The sequence below is a fragment of the Streptomyces apocyni genome, from assembly GCF_009739465.1.
GTDB lineage: Bacteria > Actinomycetota > Actinomycetes > Streptomycetales > Streptomycetaceae > Streptomyces > Streptomyces apocyni.
Map to the genome: position 1 here is coordinate 36,508 of NZ_WHOM01000064.1, position 18,202 is coordinate 54,709.

General features: G+C 69.3%; 14 protein-coding genes. 8 read left to right on the plus strand and 6 right to left on the minus strand.

The annotated features are described in order from the left end of the window. Positions 1-8 precede the first annotated feature (8 nt). Positions 9-818: a TnsA-like heteromeric transposase endonuclease subunit gene (locus GCN81_RS18800; RefSeq protein ID WP_197287613.1), complete on the minus strand. Its 810-nt coding sequence runs from the start codon at positions 816-818 to the stop codon at positions 9-11. Between the two features lie 866 nt (positions 819-1,684). Between GCN81_RS18800 and tap the strand changes: the two genes are divergently transcribed. From tap to GCN81_RS18825, 5 genes are all read left to right on the plus strand, one after another. Then, positions 1,685-3,889 carry a telomere-associated protein Tap gene (gene tap, locus GCN81_RS18805; RefSeq protein WP_156724756.1) on the plus strand — a complete coding sequence of 735 codons (2,205 nt, stop codon included), beginning with the start codon at positions 1,685-1,687 and terminating at the stop codon, positions 3,887-3,889. 252 nt (positions 3,890-4,141) lie between these two features. Beyond that, a complete protein-coding gene (locus GCN81_RS18810; RefSeq protein ID WP_156724755.1) occupies positions 4,142-5,134 on the plus strand; it encodes a hypothetical protein in 993 nt (330 codons plus the stop codon). Between the two features lie 95 nt (positions 5,135-5,229). Further along, entirely contained in the window at positions 5,230-5,826 is a 597-nt protein-coding gene (locus GCN81_RS18815; RefSeq protein ID WP_156724754.1) for a helix-turn-helix domain-containing protein, read from the plus strand. A 25-nt stretch (positions 5,827-5,851) separates the two neighbouring features. After that, positions 5,852-7,984, plus strand: coding sequence for a hypothetical protein (locus GCN81_RS18820; RefSeq protein ID WP_156724753.1), 2,133 nt, complete (start codon positions 5,852-5,854; stop codon positions 7,982-7,984). Continuing rightward, on the plus strand, positions 7,984-8,703 hold the full coding sequence (locus tag GCN81_RS18825; protein ID WP_156724752.1) for a helix-turn-helix domain containing protein: 720 nt from the start codon (positions 7,984-7,986) through the stop codon (positions 8,701-8,703). Before GCN81_RS18820 ends, GCN81_RS18825 begins: the two co-directional genes overlap by 1 nt. A gap of 15 nt (positions 8,704-8,718) precedes the next feature. Here the strand turns inward: GCN81_RS18825 and GCN81_RS18830 are convergent, their stop codons facing one another. The 3 genes from GCN81_RS18830 to GCN81_RS18840 all read right to left on the minus strand — a co-directional run bounded on the left by GCN81_RS18830 (position 8,719) and on the right by GCN81_RS18840 (position 11,253). Then, positions 8,719-9,519 (minus strand): sigma-70 RNA polymerase sigma factor region 4 domain-containing protein, encoded by an 801-nt coding sequence (locus GCN81_RS18830; protein WP_156724751.1) that lies wholly within the window; start codon positions 9,517-9,519, stop codon positions 8,719-8,721. 1 nt (position 9,520) lies between these two features. Beyond that, positions 9,521-9,769, minus strand: coding sequence for a hypothetical protein (locus tag GCN81_RS18835; protein ID WP_156724750.1), 249 nt, complete (start codon positions 9,767-9,769; stop codon positions 9,521-9,523). Between the two features lie 374 nt (positions 9,770-10,143). Next, positions 10,144-11,253, minus strand: coding sequence for a hypothetical protein (locus GCN81_RS18840; RefSeq protein WP_197287612.1), 1,110 nt, complete (start codon positions 11,251-11,253; stop codon positions 10,144-10,146). A gap of 166 nt (positions 11,254-11,419) precedes the next feature. Between GCN81_RS18840 and GCN81_RS18845 the strand changes: the two genes are divergently transcribed. From GCN81_RS18845 to GCN81_RS18855, 3 genes are all read left to right on the plus strand, one after another. Further along, positions 11,420-11,677 carry a helix-turn-helix transcriptional regulator gene (locus GCN81_RS18845; RefSeq protein WP_156724749.1) on the plus strand — a complete coding sequence of 86 codons (258 nt, stop codon included), beginning with the start codon at positions 11,420-11,422 and terminating at the stop codon, positions 11,675-11,677. A 171-nt stretch (positions 11,678-11,848) separates the two neighbouring features. Next, complete coding sequence (locus GCN81_RS18850) at positions 11,849-12,709, plus strand: DUF6083 domain-containing protein (protein WP_156724748.1); 861 nt, start codon at positions 11,849-11,851, stop codon at positions 12,707-12,709. Between the two features lie 476 nt (positions 12,710-13,185). Beyond that, the gene (locus GCN81_RS18855) at positions 13,186-14,685 is read left to right on the plus strand and encodes a UvrD-helicase domain-containing protein (RefSeq protein ID WP_156724944.1); all 1,500 of its coding nucleotides are present in this window, start codon (positions 13,186-13,188) and stop codon (positions 14,683-14,685) included. Between the two features lie 145 nt (positions 14,686-14,830). Here GCN81_RS18855 and GCN81_RS18860 read toward each other — a convergent pair whose 3' ends face one another. Together GCN81_RS18860 and GCN81_RS18865 are read right to left on the minus strand one after the other, a co-directional pair. Next, a complete protein-coding gene (locus tag GCN81_RS18860) occupies positions 14,831-17,545 on the minus strand; it encodes a tetratricopeptide repeat protein (protein WP_156725785.1) in 2,715 nt (904 codons plus the stop codon). Further along, positions 17,542-17,916: a hypothetical protein gene (locus GCN81_RS18865; protein WP_231626833.1), complete on the minus strand. Its 375-nt coding sequence runs from the start codon at positions 17,914-17,916 to the stop codon at positions 17,542-17,544. Before GCN81_RS18865 ends, GCN81_RS18860 begins: the two co-directional genes overlap by 4 nt. Positions 17,917-18,202 lie beyond the last annotated feature (286 nt).

Genomic DNA, 18,202 nt, shown 5'->3' on the forward strand with positions numbered 1-18,202 from the left:
CAGCCCATTCATCGTTCGACTCCCGCCGGAGATGCCACAGCCACGGCCCGCTCGTGCAGCGGGCTGTCCAGCCGCGTACTCAGCACTCCGGCCCACAGGGCGTGAAACACCGCAGGCCACACGGCGATCGGATCGCCCAGCAGACGGACCCCCTCGACCAGAGGCGTGGGTGTTCGGAAGCACTGAACGATCCGGGGCATCAGGCCTCCAGCACACCGCGGATGCCGGTAGTCGGCGAGCCAGCGCACATTGGCCTCCACCGCAGGCCGCGGCGGCCCGACCAGCCGGTAGTGCCAGCCGGCCGCGAGGGCCGCGGCCTCGACATGCCCAGCCCGCTGGACCAGGCGCCGCCCGGCTCCGCACCGGCCGGCACAGTCCACAAAGAGCCCGCTGCCGTCCGCGAGGCGAGCCACCAGGTGCGGCGCGTGCGATACGACCTTCCCGCTCCTGCCCCGCCACAGCAGCTCCACCGGCCGGCAAGCCAGTGCCACCACCTTCGGATCACGATCCAGCATCATCACCTGAGTGCGCATCGCCCCGAACCCGTAGTGCACCAGCCGCCCGGACGTCGCCGACCACCACCAGCCCGGCGCGATCCGCCGCCCCCGCAGCACCGGGAAATCCCGTACGGGAAGACACTCCTCCAGCGCCTGCTCCCTGCCCGCCTGGAGCCACGGCATCACATGCTCCGTACCGGACTCATCCACGAACCTCGCCTCCACCAGCGCGGGGTCGACGCGCCGGCCACGGAGCGGAAGCGAAACGGCGCGCGCCGATCCAGGCGGCTGCCCTTGTTCCCACACAGAAGCTTCAGACATGAAAGGCCACACTTCCTTCGAAACACGTGCTTGCGCAGATCCGGCGACAGGCGGGACGCTGCACCTCTGCGGCCGCCCCCACAGCTGCGCACAGATCGAGTGAAAGAGCTGGGCCGTCGCGCGCAGGCGCGGCGTGTACCAGCGTCTGCCGTCAAGCCCGAAGAACCGGCCCGGGGCAGGCCACCAGGCCCCCATCACTGGAGGTTTCACGGGCGAAGAAGCCCGGCACGAAAGCACCGTCAGCCTGCTGAGGACAGCAGTGGTCACGCCGTGAACGTACGGATGTCCGGGGCGAATGCAGCAGCATTGCCGCATCGGTCTGCTGCCACGCTCTGCTGTCCTCCAGACGCACGCGGCGGTCGCCCTTTCCCGTAGTGCTGCACCAGCTCCCCACGCAAGGGCGCGCTCCTCGAGTGCCCCGTGCCGGAGCAAACCCACCGGCTGCCGCCTGCGACGCCCCGAGGGCGAGCAGAACTCCGCCCACGCCACCTCACACACCTGTCACCTCGCACAAAGACCCATCTGCCGTCCACCTGAACGGACTTGAGGACGATCACTGTGGTGGACACGGCCTGGCACGGGAAGAACTTCCGGCTCGAACAGCTCGAACGAGCGACGCAATCAAAGCGGGGCCACCCCACGCCACTCGAACGGGCGTTTCGTCGAAGATCGGGCCGGGAATTCGTGCAGGTCAGATGGTCGTACCGGCGAAGAATCGTTCACCTGCCTGAACTAAAGCCCGTTCGGATCGGGCATGCTGCGCGGCGAAGCGACAGATCCCCCGCTTCGTCTGAGGAAGAGGGGGGCATGAACCGAGAGCGTGACGACCAACCGCTTGACCGAACAACACTTCTTCGGACTCACACATGAACGAACACTTCGTAGCAGTGGACGCCCTGATCGGGCGCGGTCCTCACCCGCCCCAGCTGCCCACTCCCGAAGAACGCCGCCACCTGCGGGAAGCCTGGGGTGCCTCCCTTGAGGAATTCGCCAGCACTCTCAACCAGGACACCGACGACATGGAGGCTTGGGAGGCCGGCCACCGGGGCGCCGACCAGGCCGACGAGATCGCCTACCTGCGCCTGCTCAACCGCATCAGACAAGAGCTGCCCCCCGGCCACGAACCAGACTGGGCAGCCCTACGCCGACGCCCTGCTCCCTCACCTCATCCGCCCCGACCGGTACCGCCGTGCGACAGCTGCGGACAGCCGATGGGCCGCTGCGAACACTGCGGCCAGCCCACCACCCATAACCCCGGGGGACGGTGGCTGCACCAGAACACCAACTGCGCCCCACAAGGCCCGCGCATCCCCCAACAGCCCGCGGCTCCCCAACTGCCGCTGCGCCTGCCGAAACCGCCCGGAGGCTTCCCTCTCGGACCATTGGCGGTCATCGACCACCACATCGACAATGACCGCCTCGTGGCCCACCTCAGACAGCACCGCAGCATGGAATGCCCTGCAAGAACTCTGCCTGACCTGCTCGCGTGGGCCTACACGCGCGGCATCGGAGCACCCCGGCTGCATGCCAAAGGGAATCACGTACCGCCGCTGCTCATCCTCACCGCAGCTGCCACCGGCTTCTTCGGACTTCCGCTGGCCCTGGACGATCCCGTCGAGCGGCTGCTGCCAGCCGACCACCCCGTCCTGGCTGACCTCGGCCGGGCCGGATGGCCCCCCACTCAGCCGGGCATGGGGCCCTGGAGCCGACTGCAGACCCGCGTGAGCGAAGGCCACCAAGTCACGGTCCGGCTCGCCGTCCAGCCCTGGGGAGCGGTGGGGGACAGCTGGGGGCTTCACGCCCTGGAGGCGAAGGACCTCGCCACGGTGACGACCCGCTACGCGGACACCGTACTGACCCCCTATGACACCCCCGCGGCCTGCGGCTCGGATCTGATGACCGAGCTGCGCCCGCCCAAACAGTGGGCCACACAAGCCCGCAGCGGCCGCCGTGTCCTGGAGCCCGCCGCACGCGGCGCCCTGACTGCGGCATACGACCCCGCCCCGCCCGAAGCGCCCGCGGACCACCCAGTGGCGGGCCGCGACCGGAACCCCGACGACGTCCTGCGCGAGGAGGCCTACAACTGGTACCGGCAGCCCGCCCGATGGGAACGGGAGACCTACCGCCACGTTGTCGCTCTCGCCGTCAACTTCGCCTTCACCAATGCCGCAGGCAAGCTCAAGATCGGCTACGGGCCCCCCGGTCCCCTCGAACATCAGCCGACGTTCGACCCATCCGTGCCAGGCACCTGGTACGCCGACCTCTCCGGCATCCCCACCGACTCCCGCCTGCCGTCCCCCTTCACCGCGAGCGGACAGCCGCCCACCGGCCCCACCTGGTATACGACCCCGACCCTGGCCTACGCCCAGCAGCTCGCGTCCCAAGCTGGCCTCACCATCAAGCCGATCAAGGCCTACCTACGGCACGGTAACGCGGGAACCTATCTCGAACCCTGGAACAAGCGTCTGCGCGAGGCCTACTGGCAAGTGCTGCGCCGCCTACGGATCGCCCCCGACGCCACCGGCTCCGTTTTCCTGCACGCCTGTGAGCAAGCAGAAGTCGAGGGCGACCAGCTGGACTGGATACTGCTGTCGGCCATCAAGGCCACCGCAGACGGCGGCATCGACAGGCTTCACGAAGACCCTATCGACCGCGACCGGGAACCCCACGAACGCTGGCCAGCCCTCAACCGCGTCACCTGGCGCCCCGACATCCGGGCCGCCATCATCGCCACCGCCCGCACCGAGCTGCACCGCAAGATGACCAGCATGGCCAACGCGGGCCGTTACCCGGTGGCGGTGCTGTCCGACCGCATTGTCTACCCCACCACCCGGCCTACGCCGCTGGACATCCTGCCCGACGAGCGCCCCGTCCCAGGCAGCTTCACCCTCAGCCCCCGCTTCGGCCACGTCACCCTCGAAGGCACTCACACCATGGACTGGGCCCACACCCTGCTAGCACGGCACATCAATCCCGCCGCAGGGATCAAAGACCCCGACGCGCATCTCCCCCTGCCCCGTGAGAAACCGTCCCACCCCGCGGGTCCAGACGAGCCTGCGCTCCTGTTCTAAGCGGGCATACCTCACCGTGCCGTCGCTACTCGCCACCCGCCTGGCCCTCCGAGCAGGCAGGACATCTCCTGCCTGCTCGGGCACGCCGGTGGCCTGACCTCTTCATCGCCCGTTATCAGGACGCTGCCGAGGGCGAACCGCGCGGCCTCAGCGCGGTACCGGCGGCCGCCTGCTCCTGACAACAATCTGGGCCCACACCAGCCCCAGGAGCCGTTCGCTCCGTCTGACCCCACCGACTGGAAAGCCCCCGACATGATCCTGTTCTATGCCTTCACGGACGCCAGCGGCACGTGGCACGGAGACCCCGACGCCGACATCCACGAACCCCAGCCCAGGCACGGCAACCTGACCCTCCCCGCCCCGCCCCAAGCTGGCCCCGCAACCAGCCTGTTCGCCGGCCAGACGCTGCGCGTGCTGTACGCCGCCACCGACCTCGAGCCCAGCGCCACCACCTACCAACTCGACAACGGAGACTGGGTTCTGGCGTCCTGGCACGTCCACGAACTCCTGTCAGCCCCCTATCAGACAGCCGCCCATGCGCCCCCATCCGACCCTCCACCGCCTGCCACGGTGCCCGTCGCCAAACTGGAGATCTATGCCGCCAACCGCCGCTACAGCTTCGACGCGGAACAGCTCGATGGCGGGCGAGTCGAGGTGAACATCATGATCACCTCCACCGCCGGCGAGATCTACGGAGCCCTCACAGGAGAGACCGACGCCACAGACCTGGCCCATCTCTCCCGTCTCCTGAAAGCAGCTGCCGACGCCTGTCCAGCGTCACCCCCAGCCCCGTCGGCACCCGCCCCATCGGCCAAGCCTGCCCAACGTGGCGCACCCTGGACCGAGGACCTGCTCGACCTTCTGCGTGCCGCCCACGCAGACGGAAAGGACGAAGCGACGCTCGCAGAGGAGTTCGGACGCAGCGAGGCGGCCATCCGGTGGAAGCTGTGGGACCTCCGCCTGGAACCCTTCCCGAAAGACCTCGTCCCCGATCGGCGTGCGAATACCATCCCCGAGCAACCCAAGGCCTACACCGTGACGGACAAACGCCAAGCACACCCGAACGCCTACAAGAAGTGGGAACCCGAGGACGATCGCCTGCTGGCCCGGCGGGCCGCCGAAGGCGCCGCTATCGCGGAACTTTCACAGGAGTTCGGACGCGATGAAGGGGCCGTCATCAGTCGCCTCAACAAGATCGGCGCGATCGGGCCCGCAGCAGACGAGGCCGCCCGCTACACCTACTGAACCTCCATGACCGTGCTCCTTGCCCCTCATCCGCCGTGCACGTAATGTATATCCCAAATCAGATATCGGATTTGGGATATACGGGGAGGGTAGAGGTGCTGCTGACGACGGGGCAGGCTGCGGAGGAGCTGGGTTGTGCGGTCACCACTTTTCGTCGCCTGATCCGTGCCGGGTTGTTGCCGGGCCTGTCGCGGCGTGGGGTGCGAGTCATGGTCCCGCTCGCCACCATCCAAGCCCTCACCGAACGTCATCTTGCCTCGCTTGACCGGCTGGAGGCCCCCGAGGTCGCGGTGCTGCGTGTCGATGCGGCCCGGCAGGTCGCCGAGGGCGACCGCCAGTGGATCGGCTTTTCTACATCGCTCGCACCGGACGATCTCCTGAAGGCGCTGCGGGGCTGGTGGCGTTGTGACGCGGCGAGTATCGCGGCCGGGGGAGTGCTGCCGGTGACCGTGTCGGGCTACGTCGTCGCCGTGCTCACCGGCCTGGAAGGGTGGGAGAAGAACGAGCACGGGCGCCACTGCTTCCCCCAGGCGCGGCTGGCCGGCTACGTCACCGATCTCGCCACTCCGGTTAAGGAACTGACCGGGACCACTACCGCCGAGCGGCGTCTGGCCGGCCACCTGCTGGGCACTCGCCTGCCCTCCCATTCCGGTGGGGCAATCGCCTACGTTCCCACCCGCCGCAACGGCTGAAGCGCCACCCGAGCCAAGGAACACGATGGACGCACACAGCTACACCGCCGCTCTCGCCGAACTGCGCACCGTGCGGGATGAGATCAAGAAGACGCAGGCCGCACTGGCCAGACTTGAGGCTGCGCGGGACAAGCAGATCGCGGTGCTGGCCGGGTATGAGAAGGCGAAGGCGGAGCGGATTGCGCCGGCGGCCGGACTGAGTCTGGCCGAGGTCGTTGCCCTGGCCCCGGCCCTCGCGCCCGACAGCCTCGCCACGACCGGCGACGACGCGCCCGACTCGGCGACGGCCCCACCGGCCACTGCAGCCCAGACCGCTGATGACGCGGGCGCGGCGCCGCAGTCTGCTGCCCCGGCTGCGGGAACGCCAGCCCCCGCCATGTCCACCGCGCCAGGCAAGCCCGCTGGCCCGTCAGCGGCCGAGGCGCCCCCGCAGGATTCTTCCGGTCCGCCGCCCGCCGTCCTGGGCACGCCGCGCACTCTGCCCTCCATCCCCGAAGGTGCCGCGGGCGACGGGTGGTTCACGCACACTGCGAACCTGGCCTCCACACGGCCGAACTTCACCCAGCAGGCCCGCTCCACCGTCTTCCTCGACACCGACACCGGCGTCTTGGTCCATCGCGACCAGACTCACCGGCTTGAGCTGGGATCAGGCTCGGCTGCGGAGATCCTCACCGCCGTCTTCCGTACCCTCCCCGGCGGCGTGGAGCGCATTTACATCACCGGCGGTGACTCCTGGCACCGGGACGCCGGCCGCTATCCCTACCTGCGGGACGCGGTTGCGGCCTGGCTGAACGCGCCCACGCCGGGCTGGCGCACCGACACCGGCCGTGGCAGGGACCGGATGGCCGGACACTTCGTCCATCCCCGCAACCCCGTCGCCCGCTACCAGCGCGAGAACGGCGAGGAGCATGTCGAGATCCGCTCGGTGGGGGAGTGGTTCGACCTCGACGGTGACGAACCGGCCGTGGCCCGCGACGCGTTCGTGCTGCTGTGGCAGGCCCTGCGCCGCCACTGGACCGACGCGGTCATCATGGGCTCCCCCTCGCAGACCGGCCGCGACCTGTGGACCCGCACCATCCCCGCCCGCGGCCAGCACGCCGAGGGCTACCCGGTCCTGTCCGAGGAACTGCGCGGCCTGCTGCACGCCACCGCCGGGCAGGGCCGCACCGAACTCATCACCCCGCCCCGCGTCCCCGAACAGCTCCCCGCGCTGGTCGAGTACGACCGCACCTTCGCCTACGCCAAACACACCTGGAAGTCCCCGGTCGGCACCCCCCGCCGCATCACCGCCGCCACCTTCGCGAGCTGGTCCGAGAAGGAACAGACCCGGGCCCTGTACGGCTGCGGCCACTGGCACGTCCGCGTCACCGTCCCCGACACCTGGAACCACGTCGGCCTCCTGCCCGCCGCCACCCCCGGCGAACGCGCCTGGCACTACCCGGCCGCACCGGGCACCACCTTCACCACCTGGGCCGGCGGCCCCGAAATCCACACCGCCCTGGCCAACCCCATCGGGCCGTGGAAGATCGAAATCCTCGACGGCATCCTCTTCGACGACGGCAAACCCCTGGACGACTGGGCCAAGAAACTCAAAGACGCCTGGACCAACCTCACCACCCAGGCCCACTTCCAAGGCGACGCCCAACAGGCCCGCGCCGCGCACCTCGCCTCCCGCGCGGTGCGCGCCATCCTGCTGTACGGCATCGGCTCCTTCGCCCAGCGCCCCCGCACCGTCACCGGCACCACCCCCCGCCACCTGGAACGCGACGTGCCCCCGGACGCCGAAATCATCGGCTTCGACGACGACCTGATCACCTGGCAGAAGCCCACCGGCTTTGCCCGCGACCCCAACGCCCACCCCGAATGGGCCGCCGCCATCTGGTCCGGAGCCCGCGCCGCCCTGCTCAGCCAGCGCCACCGCGACCAGGACACCTACGCCGGCGCCCTGCACACTGAGCCCGGCAGCGTCATCGCTTTCCGCACCGACGCCCTCTACCTCACCAGCACCCACAACTGGCCCTACCACCACCAGCCTGGCGACTACCTCTACAAGGGCCACCTCATCGGCCCCCTCGCCGCACCCACCAGCGAAGAAGACCTCCTGCAACTGCGCGACGCCGGACGCGCCGCGCTCGCCCAGACACCGGCGGGCGCCTGATGCCGCCCCGCCGCCGCCCGGCGCCGCAACGCAACGAAGCCGCCCAGCTCGCCGACCAACTCCAAGCGCTCGGCTACACCAAACGCGACATCGCCCGCATCATCAACCGCGACGCCTCCCTGGTCTCCCAGTTCTACACAAAGAACAAAGGAGCCGCCTTCGTGGCCGCCCTGCGCGAAGTCCTCACCGCGGTCGAGACCGGCGGCATCACCGACCTGCCCGCCCTCACCACCCTCGCCGCCCGCCACATCACCCGCCGCACCACCGCCTCCGGCGCCCGCGCCCGCGTCCGCGCCAAAGCCGTCCTCATCACCCCTACCGGCACCGGCACCGGCCGCGTCGGCGCCCAGGCCATCGCCTCCGGCTCCGCCCGCCTGCGCCCCCTGATCGCCGAAGCCGCCCGCCAGCACCTGCGCCTGGCCTTCACCGTCCGCCTGGGCAAGAGCGGCTACGTACACCCCTCCGGCAGCCGCACCGACTCACCCGGCATCCGCCGGGACGTCATCCAGCGCACCGACCACACCGAGGAACGTTCCTATGGCTCCGCCACCACCGGCGGCTTCGACGCCGCCGACTTCGCCCGCCGGGTGGACGCCACAGGCGGCGACGTGACCGCCGCTGTCCACCAGTGGCTGGTGGACAGCGGACGGATCCACCCCGAGGCGCACATCACCCACCTTGAGGTGCGCACCTGGCGGCCGCGTAACGCGGGCAGATGACGAGGGCGAGGCCCGCTAGGCGGCCGTGGGCCTGGTGTGGGCCCACTCTCGGACAGCGGCCTGCAGGGTTTCGGCGCTCCAGCCGAGTCGCTCGCGCAGGTTTTTGCGGGCGTAGGTGAGGCTGGAGCGGACGCTGCTGGCGGGGATGCCCAGGGCCCGGGCGGACGCCTCAGGGGACAGACCGCGCAGGTGCAGGTCGAACACCTGCCCCTGCCGGGTGCCCAGGCTGCGTACGGCGTGGGCTAGTTCTCCCGCGCGGCCCCCGGGAGTGCGGCGAGCTGTCTGTGCCCGTCCGATAGGGACGGGGCTGGCCGGCTCGGGCCGCCGGTCCCACAGCGGGCGCAGCGCGATGCGCAGGTCGGCGATGTCCCGGCGGATGGTGGACGGGCTGACCTCGCGTTCTCGGGCGATGTCGGAGACCTTCATCCCCCAGGACAGCTGGAGGGCGACCGCGGCCTGGCGGTGCGGCAGCCGGGCCAGCAGGTCCAGGAGTTCGACGGTGTCTGAGCCGCTGTGCGGCGCCTGCGCGCCGCGCAGTGCGGCGATGCTGGCGATCTCGGCCACCGGCATCTCCCGCCGCCGCGCGGAGCGGCGGCGGGCCTCGTTGAATGCCACCTCCTTGGCGTAGGCGACGACACTGTCGATGTCTTTGGCCCGGGCCTCGACGCGGTCGATGGCGGCGTCGGCTGCGGGCTCGGCGATGTCGTCGCTGAAGCCGCGCAGCGCCAGGTGCTCGCGCAGTGCGGCAAGGAGCTGCGGCCGGTGTCCGTCCCACCGGGCCGGGCGCTGGGGGGACAGCCCCGCCATGATGGCCATCTCAGGAGGCCATCCGGCTGGGGCGGTAGCCCACGGCGAGCGGTGTGAGGGTCGCCAGCAGCACGGCGATCTCCTGGGCCTGCCAGCCGAGGACGGCCAGCACGATCACCAGGATCGTCACCGGGCCTCCGAGCAGCACCTGTTCTTGGTGCAGCGGGTGCCGCCGGCCGCGGCCGGGAGTGGTGGACCAGACGGCAGTAGGCCAGCCGGGTGCCATGAAGGGGGTGTGGGCATGCGGAAACAAGGACATGACGCTCCAAGTGTGTGAAGGGGACCGCCGCCGCGCGCATGAATCGGCCAGGAGACATTGGTTACGGCAACACGGACCCGCCAGTGACGCTTCCTCAATTCTGCCTGCTCACAGCCTATTTGCCCCTGCCGTGTGGCGGACGGGAGGTGTGGCCTTTTGCACGTTGAGCGCTATGACGCGAAACGGCCCTCTGGTGGCATCTACAGGGCGAAGGCGAACCTCTGCCCGCAGGGGGCGCCGGTGTGTGAAGGGGACCCGCCGCAGCGCTTCAGGCCAGGAGACAACGCGGCGGGCCCCGACCATCGAGATACGTACGCACCAAGGCCACGGGACACAGGCGTCGGTGTACACGTGAAGGTGTACGCGGCTGGGAGCTAGGCCGGCAGCGCGACAGAAGGCGGACTCTCTGTCCGGCGTGCGAGCTGGCTGCCGGGTTCGGGCGGGGCCGGTACGGAAGGGATCGGTACCGACAGTTCCCAGGCCACCTCGTCGGTGACGGGATCGAAGCCCCATCCCTGAAGTGCCCCCGTGGCGGCGAGTTGGTCCAGGATCGTTGTGAGCGCGGCGTGGGAGAGGCCGGCGGCCCGGGCGAGCTGGTCGGCCTCGGCGCGGCCGTGCGGGCTGTCGGGGAGGGTGTATACGGCCAGCTGCAGGGTGATCAGCCGGGCGGTGGCCGTCTGGTCGCGCACCGCGGGGCCGGTGAGGGTGCGCAGTGCCCAGTCCGCGGCCTGGGCGCGGCCGTGGCGGCCGGGTACCTGGGTGAGGACGGCGGCATCGAGGAGTACGGCCCGCATGCTGCCGGTGTTCTCCTTCGTCGGGGAGTTGGCCGGTCGCCGTAGCCACTGTGCCTGTTCCAACTCCCGCCAAGGGGCGGAGGAGTGGGCCATGCGCATGCTGCGCAGCACCCCGCGCGCCAGCAGGAGCCGGCCGCGGGTGTCGGCGCGCAGCGCGCACTGCAGCGCCAGCAGGCGTGACTCGGCCGCAGTGCAGGCGGGCAGGGCGGCTGCGAGGTAGCTCAGCATCTCCCGCACGCGAGTCACGGCGGTAGGCCCCGGCAGCCGTCGGGCAGGCTGCGCCGTCTGGTGGGCCGACGCGGCGGGCGGCGTAGCCGCGGGTAGGGGGTCGGGCACGATGGCGGTGTGCGGGATGGCGTGTGCACACGCGGCACAGACGTCGGCCAGCCGCCAGCCGCGCCCGCCGTGCTCGCGGGCCAGCGCCAGCCGTACCGGGCCTGCGCAGCCGCGGTGTCGGGCATGCCAGGGACAGCCCCGCTGCCGGCACTGGCAGGTCCGCAGGTGCCCGGCCAGCGTGTCCATGCGGGCGTGGAGGGCCAGATGCCTCAGGGCGGCGGAGCGCGCCGAGCTCGCCTCAAGCGGGGTCGCCCGCGGTGCGCAGCGTTGGCAGGCCAGCACCGGCCCGCCCGCCTGCGGGTGCAATTCCACCGACCACACCCGGGGCAGGGCGGCGTGCATGGAGAGCCTCATCGGGCCCGATCTCCTCCTGTCTGGGCGTGCGCCGAGGGCTGTCCGGCGCTAGGTGGGGCTGGTGTCCGGCCGCATGGTGATGCAGCCGCAGATGTCACCCCTTCCCTAGCAAATAGTGCAGAGGTCTGCACTGACGGGGCAGGGTCCTGCACCTTCGGATGGTGGAGTGACGATCTTCCCGCCCGACCCCAACCTCAACGCCCTGCGCGTCTCACTCGCGCGGCTGAGGGGCGAGCGCGGATGGACCTTCGACGAACTCGCCGACCGCAGCGGACTCGCCCGCCGCACCCTCATCGACCTCGAACACGGCCGCACCACCGGCAGCATCACCACCTGGCACGCCCACGCCTTCGCCGTCCCCATCGACCACCTGCTGGGCACCCTCTGCGACGGACACACCCCCTCCGGCACCCCAGACGCCTGACCCGCCGCCAGCAGGCCCCTGACCCCGCGCGCACACACCACCCGGACGGTCACCCGACGTCGCACACACGCGCCATCATTCGCGCGCCTGTAGTAGACGGTTGGGCCGTTCGCCTGACCTGAGCGGCCGCGAACCACCCACCACGGAGTGCCGCCTGGCAAGTTGCCCGCCATGCACCCCCACACCCGAGCCCGCCACTGGGACGGCAGCCCCGCCACCACCACGCCCCGCCGTCGACTGCGCGTCGCCCCCACCAGCCCCAGCCGCCTGCTACGCACCGGCCAAAACGGCCACTGCCGCGACTGCGGCAACCGCATCGACTGGTACCCGCGCAGCAACCACCGGCCCATCGCCCTGCACCCACAGGAAGTCGCCACCCACGCCGTCGCGGACTCCTGCCGCTGGCACCTGAGCGGAGGCATCGCCTACCGACACGCCGACGCCACCGCCTGGTGCCGAATCCCCCACACCGTGCTCTGCCCCCGCCACACCAGCGACCGCCCGCTCGGCCCCGACATCGAAGCCCTCCGCCGCCACCTGGCCCTCCACACACGCCGCCTCATCGACACCGGCACCTTCACCCCACCCACCACCCCCACCTGCAACCTGACCCCCGCACGCCTCACCCGCACCCCAGAGCGACCCGTCGTACAGATCCTCTACACCCGCTACCTCGCCGACCGCCCGCTCACCTCCATCCAGTGCGTAGCCCAGACCCGCCAACGCCGCCGCTGCCCCCACCCCATCCTGAACCCCGCCGCCCCCACCGGCACCTGGATCCTGACCCCCGCCCACCCCATCCGCCCCGGCCAACTCGCCCTGCCCGACACCCCTATGGCGCTCTACGACCTCAGCCACCTGCCCTACGCCGAACAACTGCGCTGGCGCGCCCAGCGCTGCCCCGCCCACGCCGCCACCGCGAGCGCCCCCGATCTCACCCTGCCCGGCTGGCAACGCTTCGACCCGCTCACCCACCACCCCCATATCCACGCGTGCCTACCCGACACCGCCCCCGCGGCACAGGAGGCCTGACCGTGCCGCACCACGCCCTGGAAATCACCCTGACCAGACCCTGCACCCGTACCGAACTCGACCGAGCCCGCCGCATCCTGCCGCTGGCCACCAACCACGACACCACCCGCCTGATGGCCCTCGTCTCAGCCAAGTCCCCCCACCAGGCCCTGCGCCGACTCTGCCACCGCCTCGATGCCCGCCTGCCCCTGGACGCCGTGACGGCGCACTACCCGGATGCCAACGGGCACGTCCTACTCAGCATCGACCTCCCAATCGAGGCCAATACCCTCCTGCGCCGCGCAGCCGCCCAACAAGGCCAACCTGTACACACCTTCGTGGCACAGGCCATCCACCACGCCCTGGCCCCAGCAGGCCCGACGCGACGCCGACCAGCTCGACCACACCCTGCAGCGCCTCCTCACCCGCACCACCGCCCCGCAACTCCTGGCCGCCGTCGGCCGCGCCCTCACCCACCCCACGACAGGTGCACCGTGCTGAACCCCACCGACGAACAGACCGCCGCAGCCGACGCCTTCCACGCCGGCGACCACTTCGCCCTCCAAGCGGGCGCCGGCACCGGCAAGACCACCACCCTCGCCCTGCTCGCCTCCGGCACCAAACGCCGCGGCCGCTACCTCGCCTTCAACAAAGCCATCGCCCAAGACGCAGCCACACGCTTCCCCAACACCGTCACCTGCAAGACCGCCCATGCCATGGCCTTCGCCGCCATCGGCCACCGCTACACCCGCCGCCTCAACGGCCCCCGCCAGCCCGCCTGGAGAACCGGCCAATCACTGGGCATCACCAAGCCCATCCGCATCGGCCAACGCGATCTGTCACCCAAGGCCCTCTCCTACGCCACCCTGCGCACCGTGACCCGCTTCTGCCACTCCGCCGACCCCACCATCACCCACCACCACATCCCCCACCTGCGCGGCCTGGAAGACCCCGACCTACACACCCAACTCGCCGCCTGCGTCGTACCGTTCGCGAGAAGGGCCTGGGCCGACCTTCAGCACCCCGACGACGGCGCCGTCCGCTTCGACCACGACCACTACCTCAAAATCTGGGCCCTGTCCGACCCCAAGATCGACACCGACTTCCTCCTCCTCGATGAAGCCCAGGACACCAACCCCGTCGTCGAACAGATCTTCACCAACCAGCGAGGCCACGCCCAACTGGTGATGGTCGGCGACTCCGCCCAGGCCATCTACCACTGGCGCGGCGCCAAAGACGTCATGACCAGCTTCAACGGCACCCCCCTGACCTTGTCAAAGTCCTTCCGCTTCGGCCCTCGCCTGGCCAGCGAGGCCAACCGGTGGCTGGCCATCGCCGACGCACCCATCCGCCTCGAGGGCACCGAGACCATCCCCACCGAACTCGGCGACGTCGAGGACCCCGACGCGGTGCTGTGCCGCACCAACGTCGGGGCCATGGCCGAAGTCATGAAGCTGCTGGGCACGGGGCGCCGCGTCGCCCTCGTTGGAGGAGGAGACACCCTGCGCGCTCTGGCCTCGGCCGCCCGGGAACTGAAAGAAGGCCGCCGCACCGGCCACCCTGAACTGGTTCTGTTTACCTGCTGGGGCGACCTCCAGGACTACGCTACGCACGACCCGGCAGGATGCGACCTGCTGCCGCTCGTCGACCTGGTCGACACCCATGGCGCCGATGCCATCCTCAACGCCGTCGGCCAGCTCACCAGCGAACAACAAGCCGAGGTGACCGTCTCCACCGCACACAAGGCCAAGGGGCGAGAGTGGGGCCGGGTGAAAATCGCCGGCGACTTTCACCCGCCCAAAGACAGTGGCCAGCACGATGAGACCGGCCACCCCCTCCCTGGCCCCGTCGAGGACGCCGAAGCCCGGCTCTCCTATGTCGCAGTCACCCGCACCCGGATGCTCCTCGACCTTGGAGGGCTGTCCTGGATTCACCATCACCCCGACGGAACCGCTTACGAAGTAACCCACAACAACAGCGGTAACTTGGCCAGCTGAGAGTGAATGGCGCGCTCAGCGAGGTTGCACTACACCTCAGAGGTCGTGTCTTTGGTGAGCGGTACCTCGCCATTGCACGCCCAAGCGATCAGGTCGCGGCGATCTGCGCTAGTGGCGGGGATGCTGGCAGGCGTCGGGATGGATATCACCCACCGGCTGCGCGTGAAGCATCGGTCGCCCTGTCGACGGATCCGCCTGTAGCGGCCCCGATGCAGTCGTAGATGCGCACCGCCTGCCTCAAGTCGACCATGGCGGCCTCTAGATCACCGGTGAGGACCAGGCTGCGCGCGGCGCCCTCCAAGGCGCATGCCTCGTCGAGGGGGCTGTGCGCTCGGCGTGCAAGCTCCAGAGCTTTGCGGTGTGCGGCCAGCCCCTCCTGGGGGCTGACGACTCTGGTGCGGAGGGCCCCCAGACTGTTCCAGACTTCCGCCTCGCCTTGAGGATCTCCGACCCTTCGAAAGAGGTGGAGGGCCTGCTCGAAGAGTTCGGCCGCACTTGCGTACTCACCCGATGCATACCGTGTGCGTCCAAGCCCGTGGAGGGCGTTGGACCGCCCGTGCCGATCTCCGAGTTCCTCAAACAGGGCTAGTGCCCGCTCATGAAGCTCCCTGGCTGCCGCATAGTCGCCGGTCGCGTAGCGGACACGGCCAAGGTTGTTCAGGCCGTTTGCCTGGCCGTGCCGATCTCCGAGTTCCTCAAACAGGGCTAGTGCCCGCTCATGAAGCTCCCTGGCTGCCGTACAGTTGCCGGTCGCGTAGCGGACACGGCCAAGGTTGTTCAGGCCGTTTGCCTGGCCGTGCCGATCTCCGAGTTCCTCAAACAGGGCTAGTGCCCGCTCATGAAGCTCCCTGGCTGCCGCATAGTCGCCGGTCGCGTAGCGGACACGGCCAAGGTCCTGCTGAGCGCTCGCCTGTCCGTGGCGGTCGCCGAGGTCTTTGAACAGGGTCAGTGCCCGTTCATGGAATCCGGTCGCCGCTGCATAGTCACCGGTCATGTACTGAACGAACCCGAGACTGAGGAGTGCACTGCTCTGCCCGCGGTGATCACCTAGCGCGTCGAAGAGCGCAAGCGCATGCTTGTTGAGGTCCGTCGAAGCCGCGTAGTCCGCCGTCATATACCGGACACGGCCCAGGCCGTGAAGGGCGTCGGCCTGTCCGTGGCGGTCGCCGAGGTCTTTGAACAGGGTCAGCGCCCGTTCATGGAATCCGGTCGCAGCCGTGTAGTCGTCGGCTGTACCGCGGACGCGGCCCAGGTTGTTGAGCACTTTGGCCTGTCCGTGGCGGTTGCCGAGGTCCTCGAACAGGGCCAGCGCGCGGCCGTGGTATCCAGCTGCCGCCGCGTAATCGCCCGTCACGTACCGTACGAAGCCGAGTTCATCGAGAGCATTGGCCTCGCCAAGCGGGTCCCCAATCTGGCGGGCCGCTTCAGCGGCCCGTTCGTGGAGGGCTGCGGCCTGCGGCCAGGGACCTTCGCGTAGCAGGAAGGGTGCCAAGGCTGCAGTCAGTTCGACGACGTGTTCCGGCTGATCGTGGGCGGCTGCGTGATCGAGGCACGCCAGAACGTTGGCTCGCTCGGTGCGTAAGCAGGTCAGCGCACTGTTCGCATCGGGTAGCAAAGGGGTGCCCGAGCTGCGTGCAGAGATGACCTCTTCGGCCGACTCGACGGTGCGCTGGTAGTACTTCATCAGCCGTGTAACCGCCAGATCGCGGTTGTCGGCAGGGTCCTGGGAGACGCAGAGTCCGGCAGCGAACTCTCGAAGTAGATCGTGGAGGTTGTACCGGCGGGGCGCTGACTCCTCGAGCAGATGATCCGTGTACAGCGCTTCTAGCTCTTCGCGTGCCTGGGCATCGGAGATGCCATCGAGGGCGGCAGTTGCGCAGGAGTCGATGTCGGGGCCGGGATGCAGACCAAGGCGCCGAAACAGACGTCTCCTGGTCGGAGGCAGGTCCTGGTAGGAGAGCGTGAAGGCGGCATCAACCGCGCGCTTGCCAGCGACCAGATGGCCAAGCCGGTCTGCAGTGGTGGTGAAGTCGGCCGCGAGATCGGCAGCAGTCCAGGTCGGGCGATGAGCGAGACGCCCGGCGAGCAGCACGATTGCCAGCGGCAGGCAGCCGCAGAGCTCCACGACGTTGCTGACCACTGCGGACTCAGCGGTGTCTGGGGCATAGCCGTGACGGCTGCGATGCACGAGGCGATTGAATAGCGTGATGGCCTCGTCGCGGGGCAGTGTGGCCAGTGATAGCGGCTCACCGCCGTCGAGGGCAACTAGTCGGCGCCGACTGGTCACCAGCGTCAGACAGCCTGCTCCGCCGGGCAGCAGCGGCTCCATCTGGTCACTGTCGGCAGCGTCGTCCAGTACCAGCAAGACGCGGCGGCCAGTTAGCCGATCACGCCACAGGCTGCTGCGTTGCTCCAAGGACGTGGGCAGGTTACGGGGGTCAATGCCCATACCAGCGAGGAGAGTGGCGAGCACATCGACCGGGTCTGCCGCAGCCTGCCCCGGTGCATGAGCACGAAGGTCGACGAAGAACTGTCCGTCGGGAAACCGGCTCGCCAGCAGATGAGCCGCATGCGTTACGAGAGCTGTCTTGCCGACGCCCGGCATTCCGTCGACAGTGTAAATGCTCGCTTCCCCCGAGGTCGTTGCCTCCAGCAAATATCTCAGCTCTGCATCACGGCCTGTGAAGTAGAGGGTATCTCTGCGCAGGCCGTGGATGACGGAGGGCCGTGCTGGCGCTGACACCTCATGGACATGCGTGGTCCTGTGGACATCGCGGCCTGCCTGATTGGTTTCCCCACCGCCACCTGTTAGAGCCTGCTGCCTTGGCCTGGGGAGCCGTGGTTCTTCGGCACTGGTCATGGAGGAGGAGGAGGGGTGTGCACGTCTCGGCCCGCCTGAATGCTTACGCCGCCGGACACGGTGGCATTCTGCACGACGGACTGCACGCGGGCCTGTTCGCCTTCGCTCAATGCGGGGGTTAGGTGGTGATCCAGTAGTAGCCGCAACTCCGCAGCTAGTGCCGGGTTCTGACGGAGCAGCTGGTGCAGCTGGAGACGCCAGGCACCAATGAGGGCTTCTTCCGTCTCCTCATCGCCGTCGCTGCGGGCATCCAGTACGTGATGCCTGAGTTCTTCAAGTTCTATGCCGACGGTTTCAGCCCGTTCGGGACGTGCGCGGCGCCACAACGCCACCACTGCTTCGCGGACCTGCCCCCAGGCATCCGTGGCCATCGCTCCTACGAGTGCGGTACCCGCTGCCATCGCGACCGGATCCATCCCCACCACCATCCGAGAAGCTCCACAATCACTATAAGGGGGCAGCTGGCTACGCGGGAGGTTGCGGGCCAGAGGAGTACACCAAATCATTTGCTACGCACTGACATTGACGCATTGCTGTCAAGTTCCGCGACCATCATTCGGCCATGGGGAGGCAGACACGACAAGCTCTCCGACAGTCGACCAGGTCAGCGGCGAGGAGCAATGGTGAAGGCGATGGGCTGACTGGCTCTGCACACGA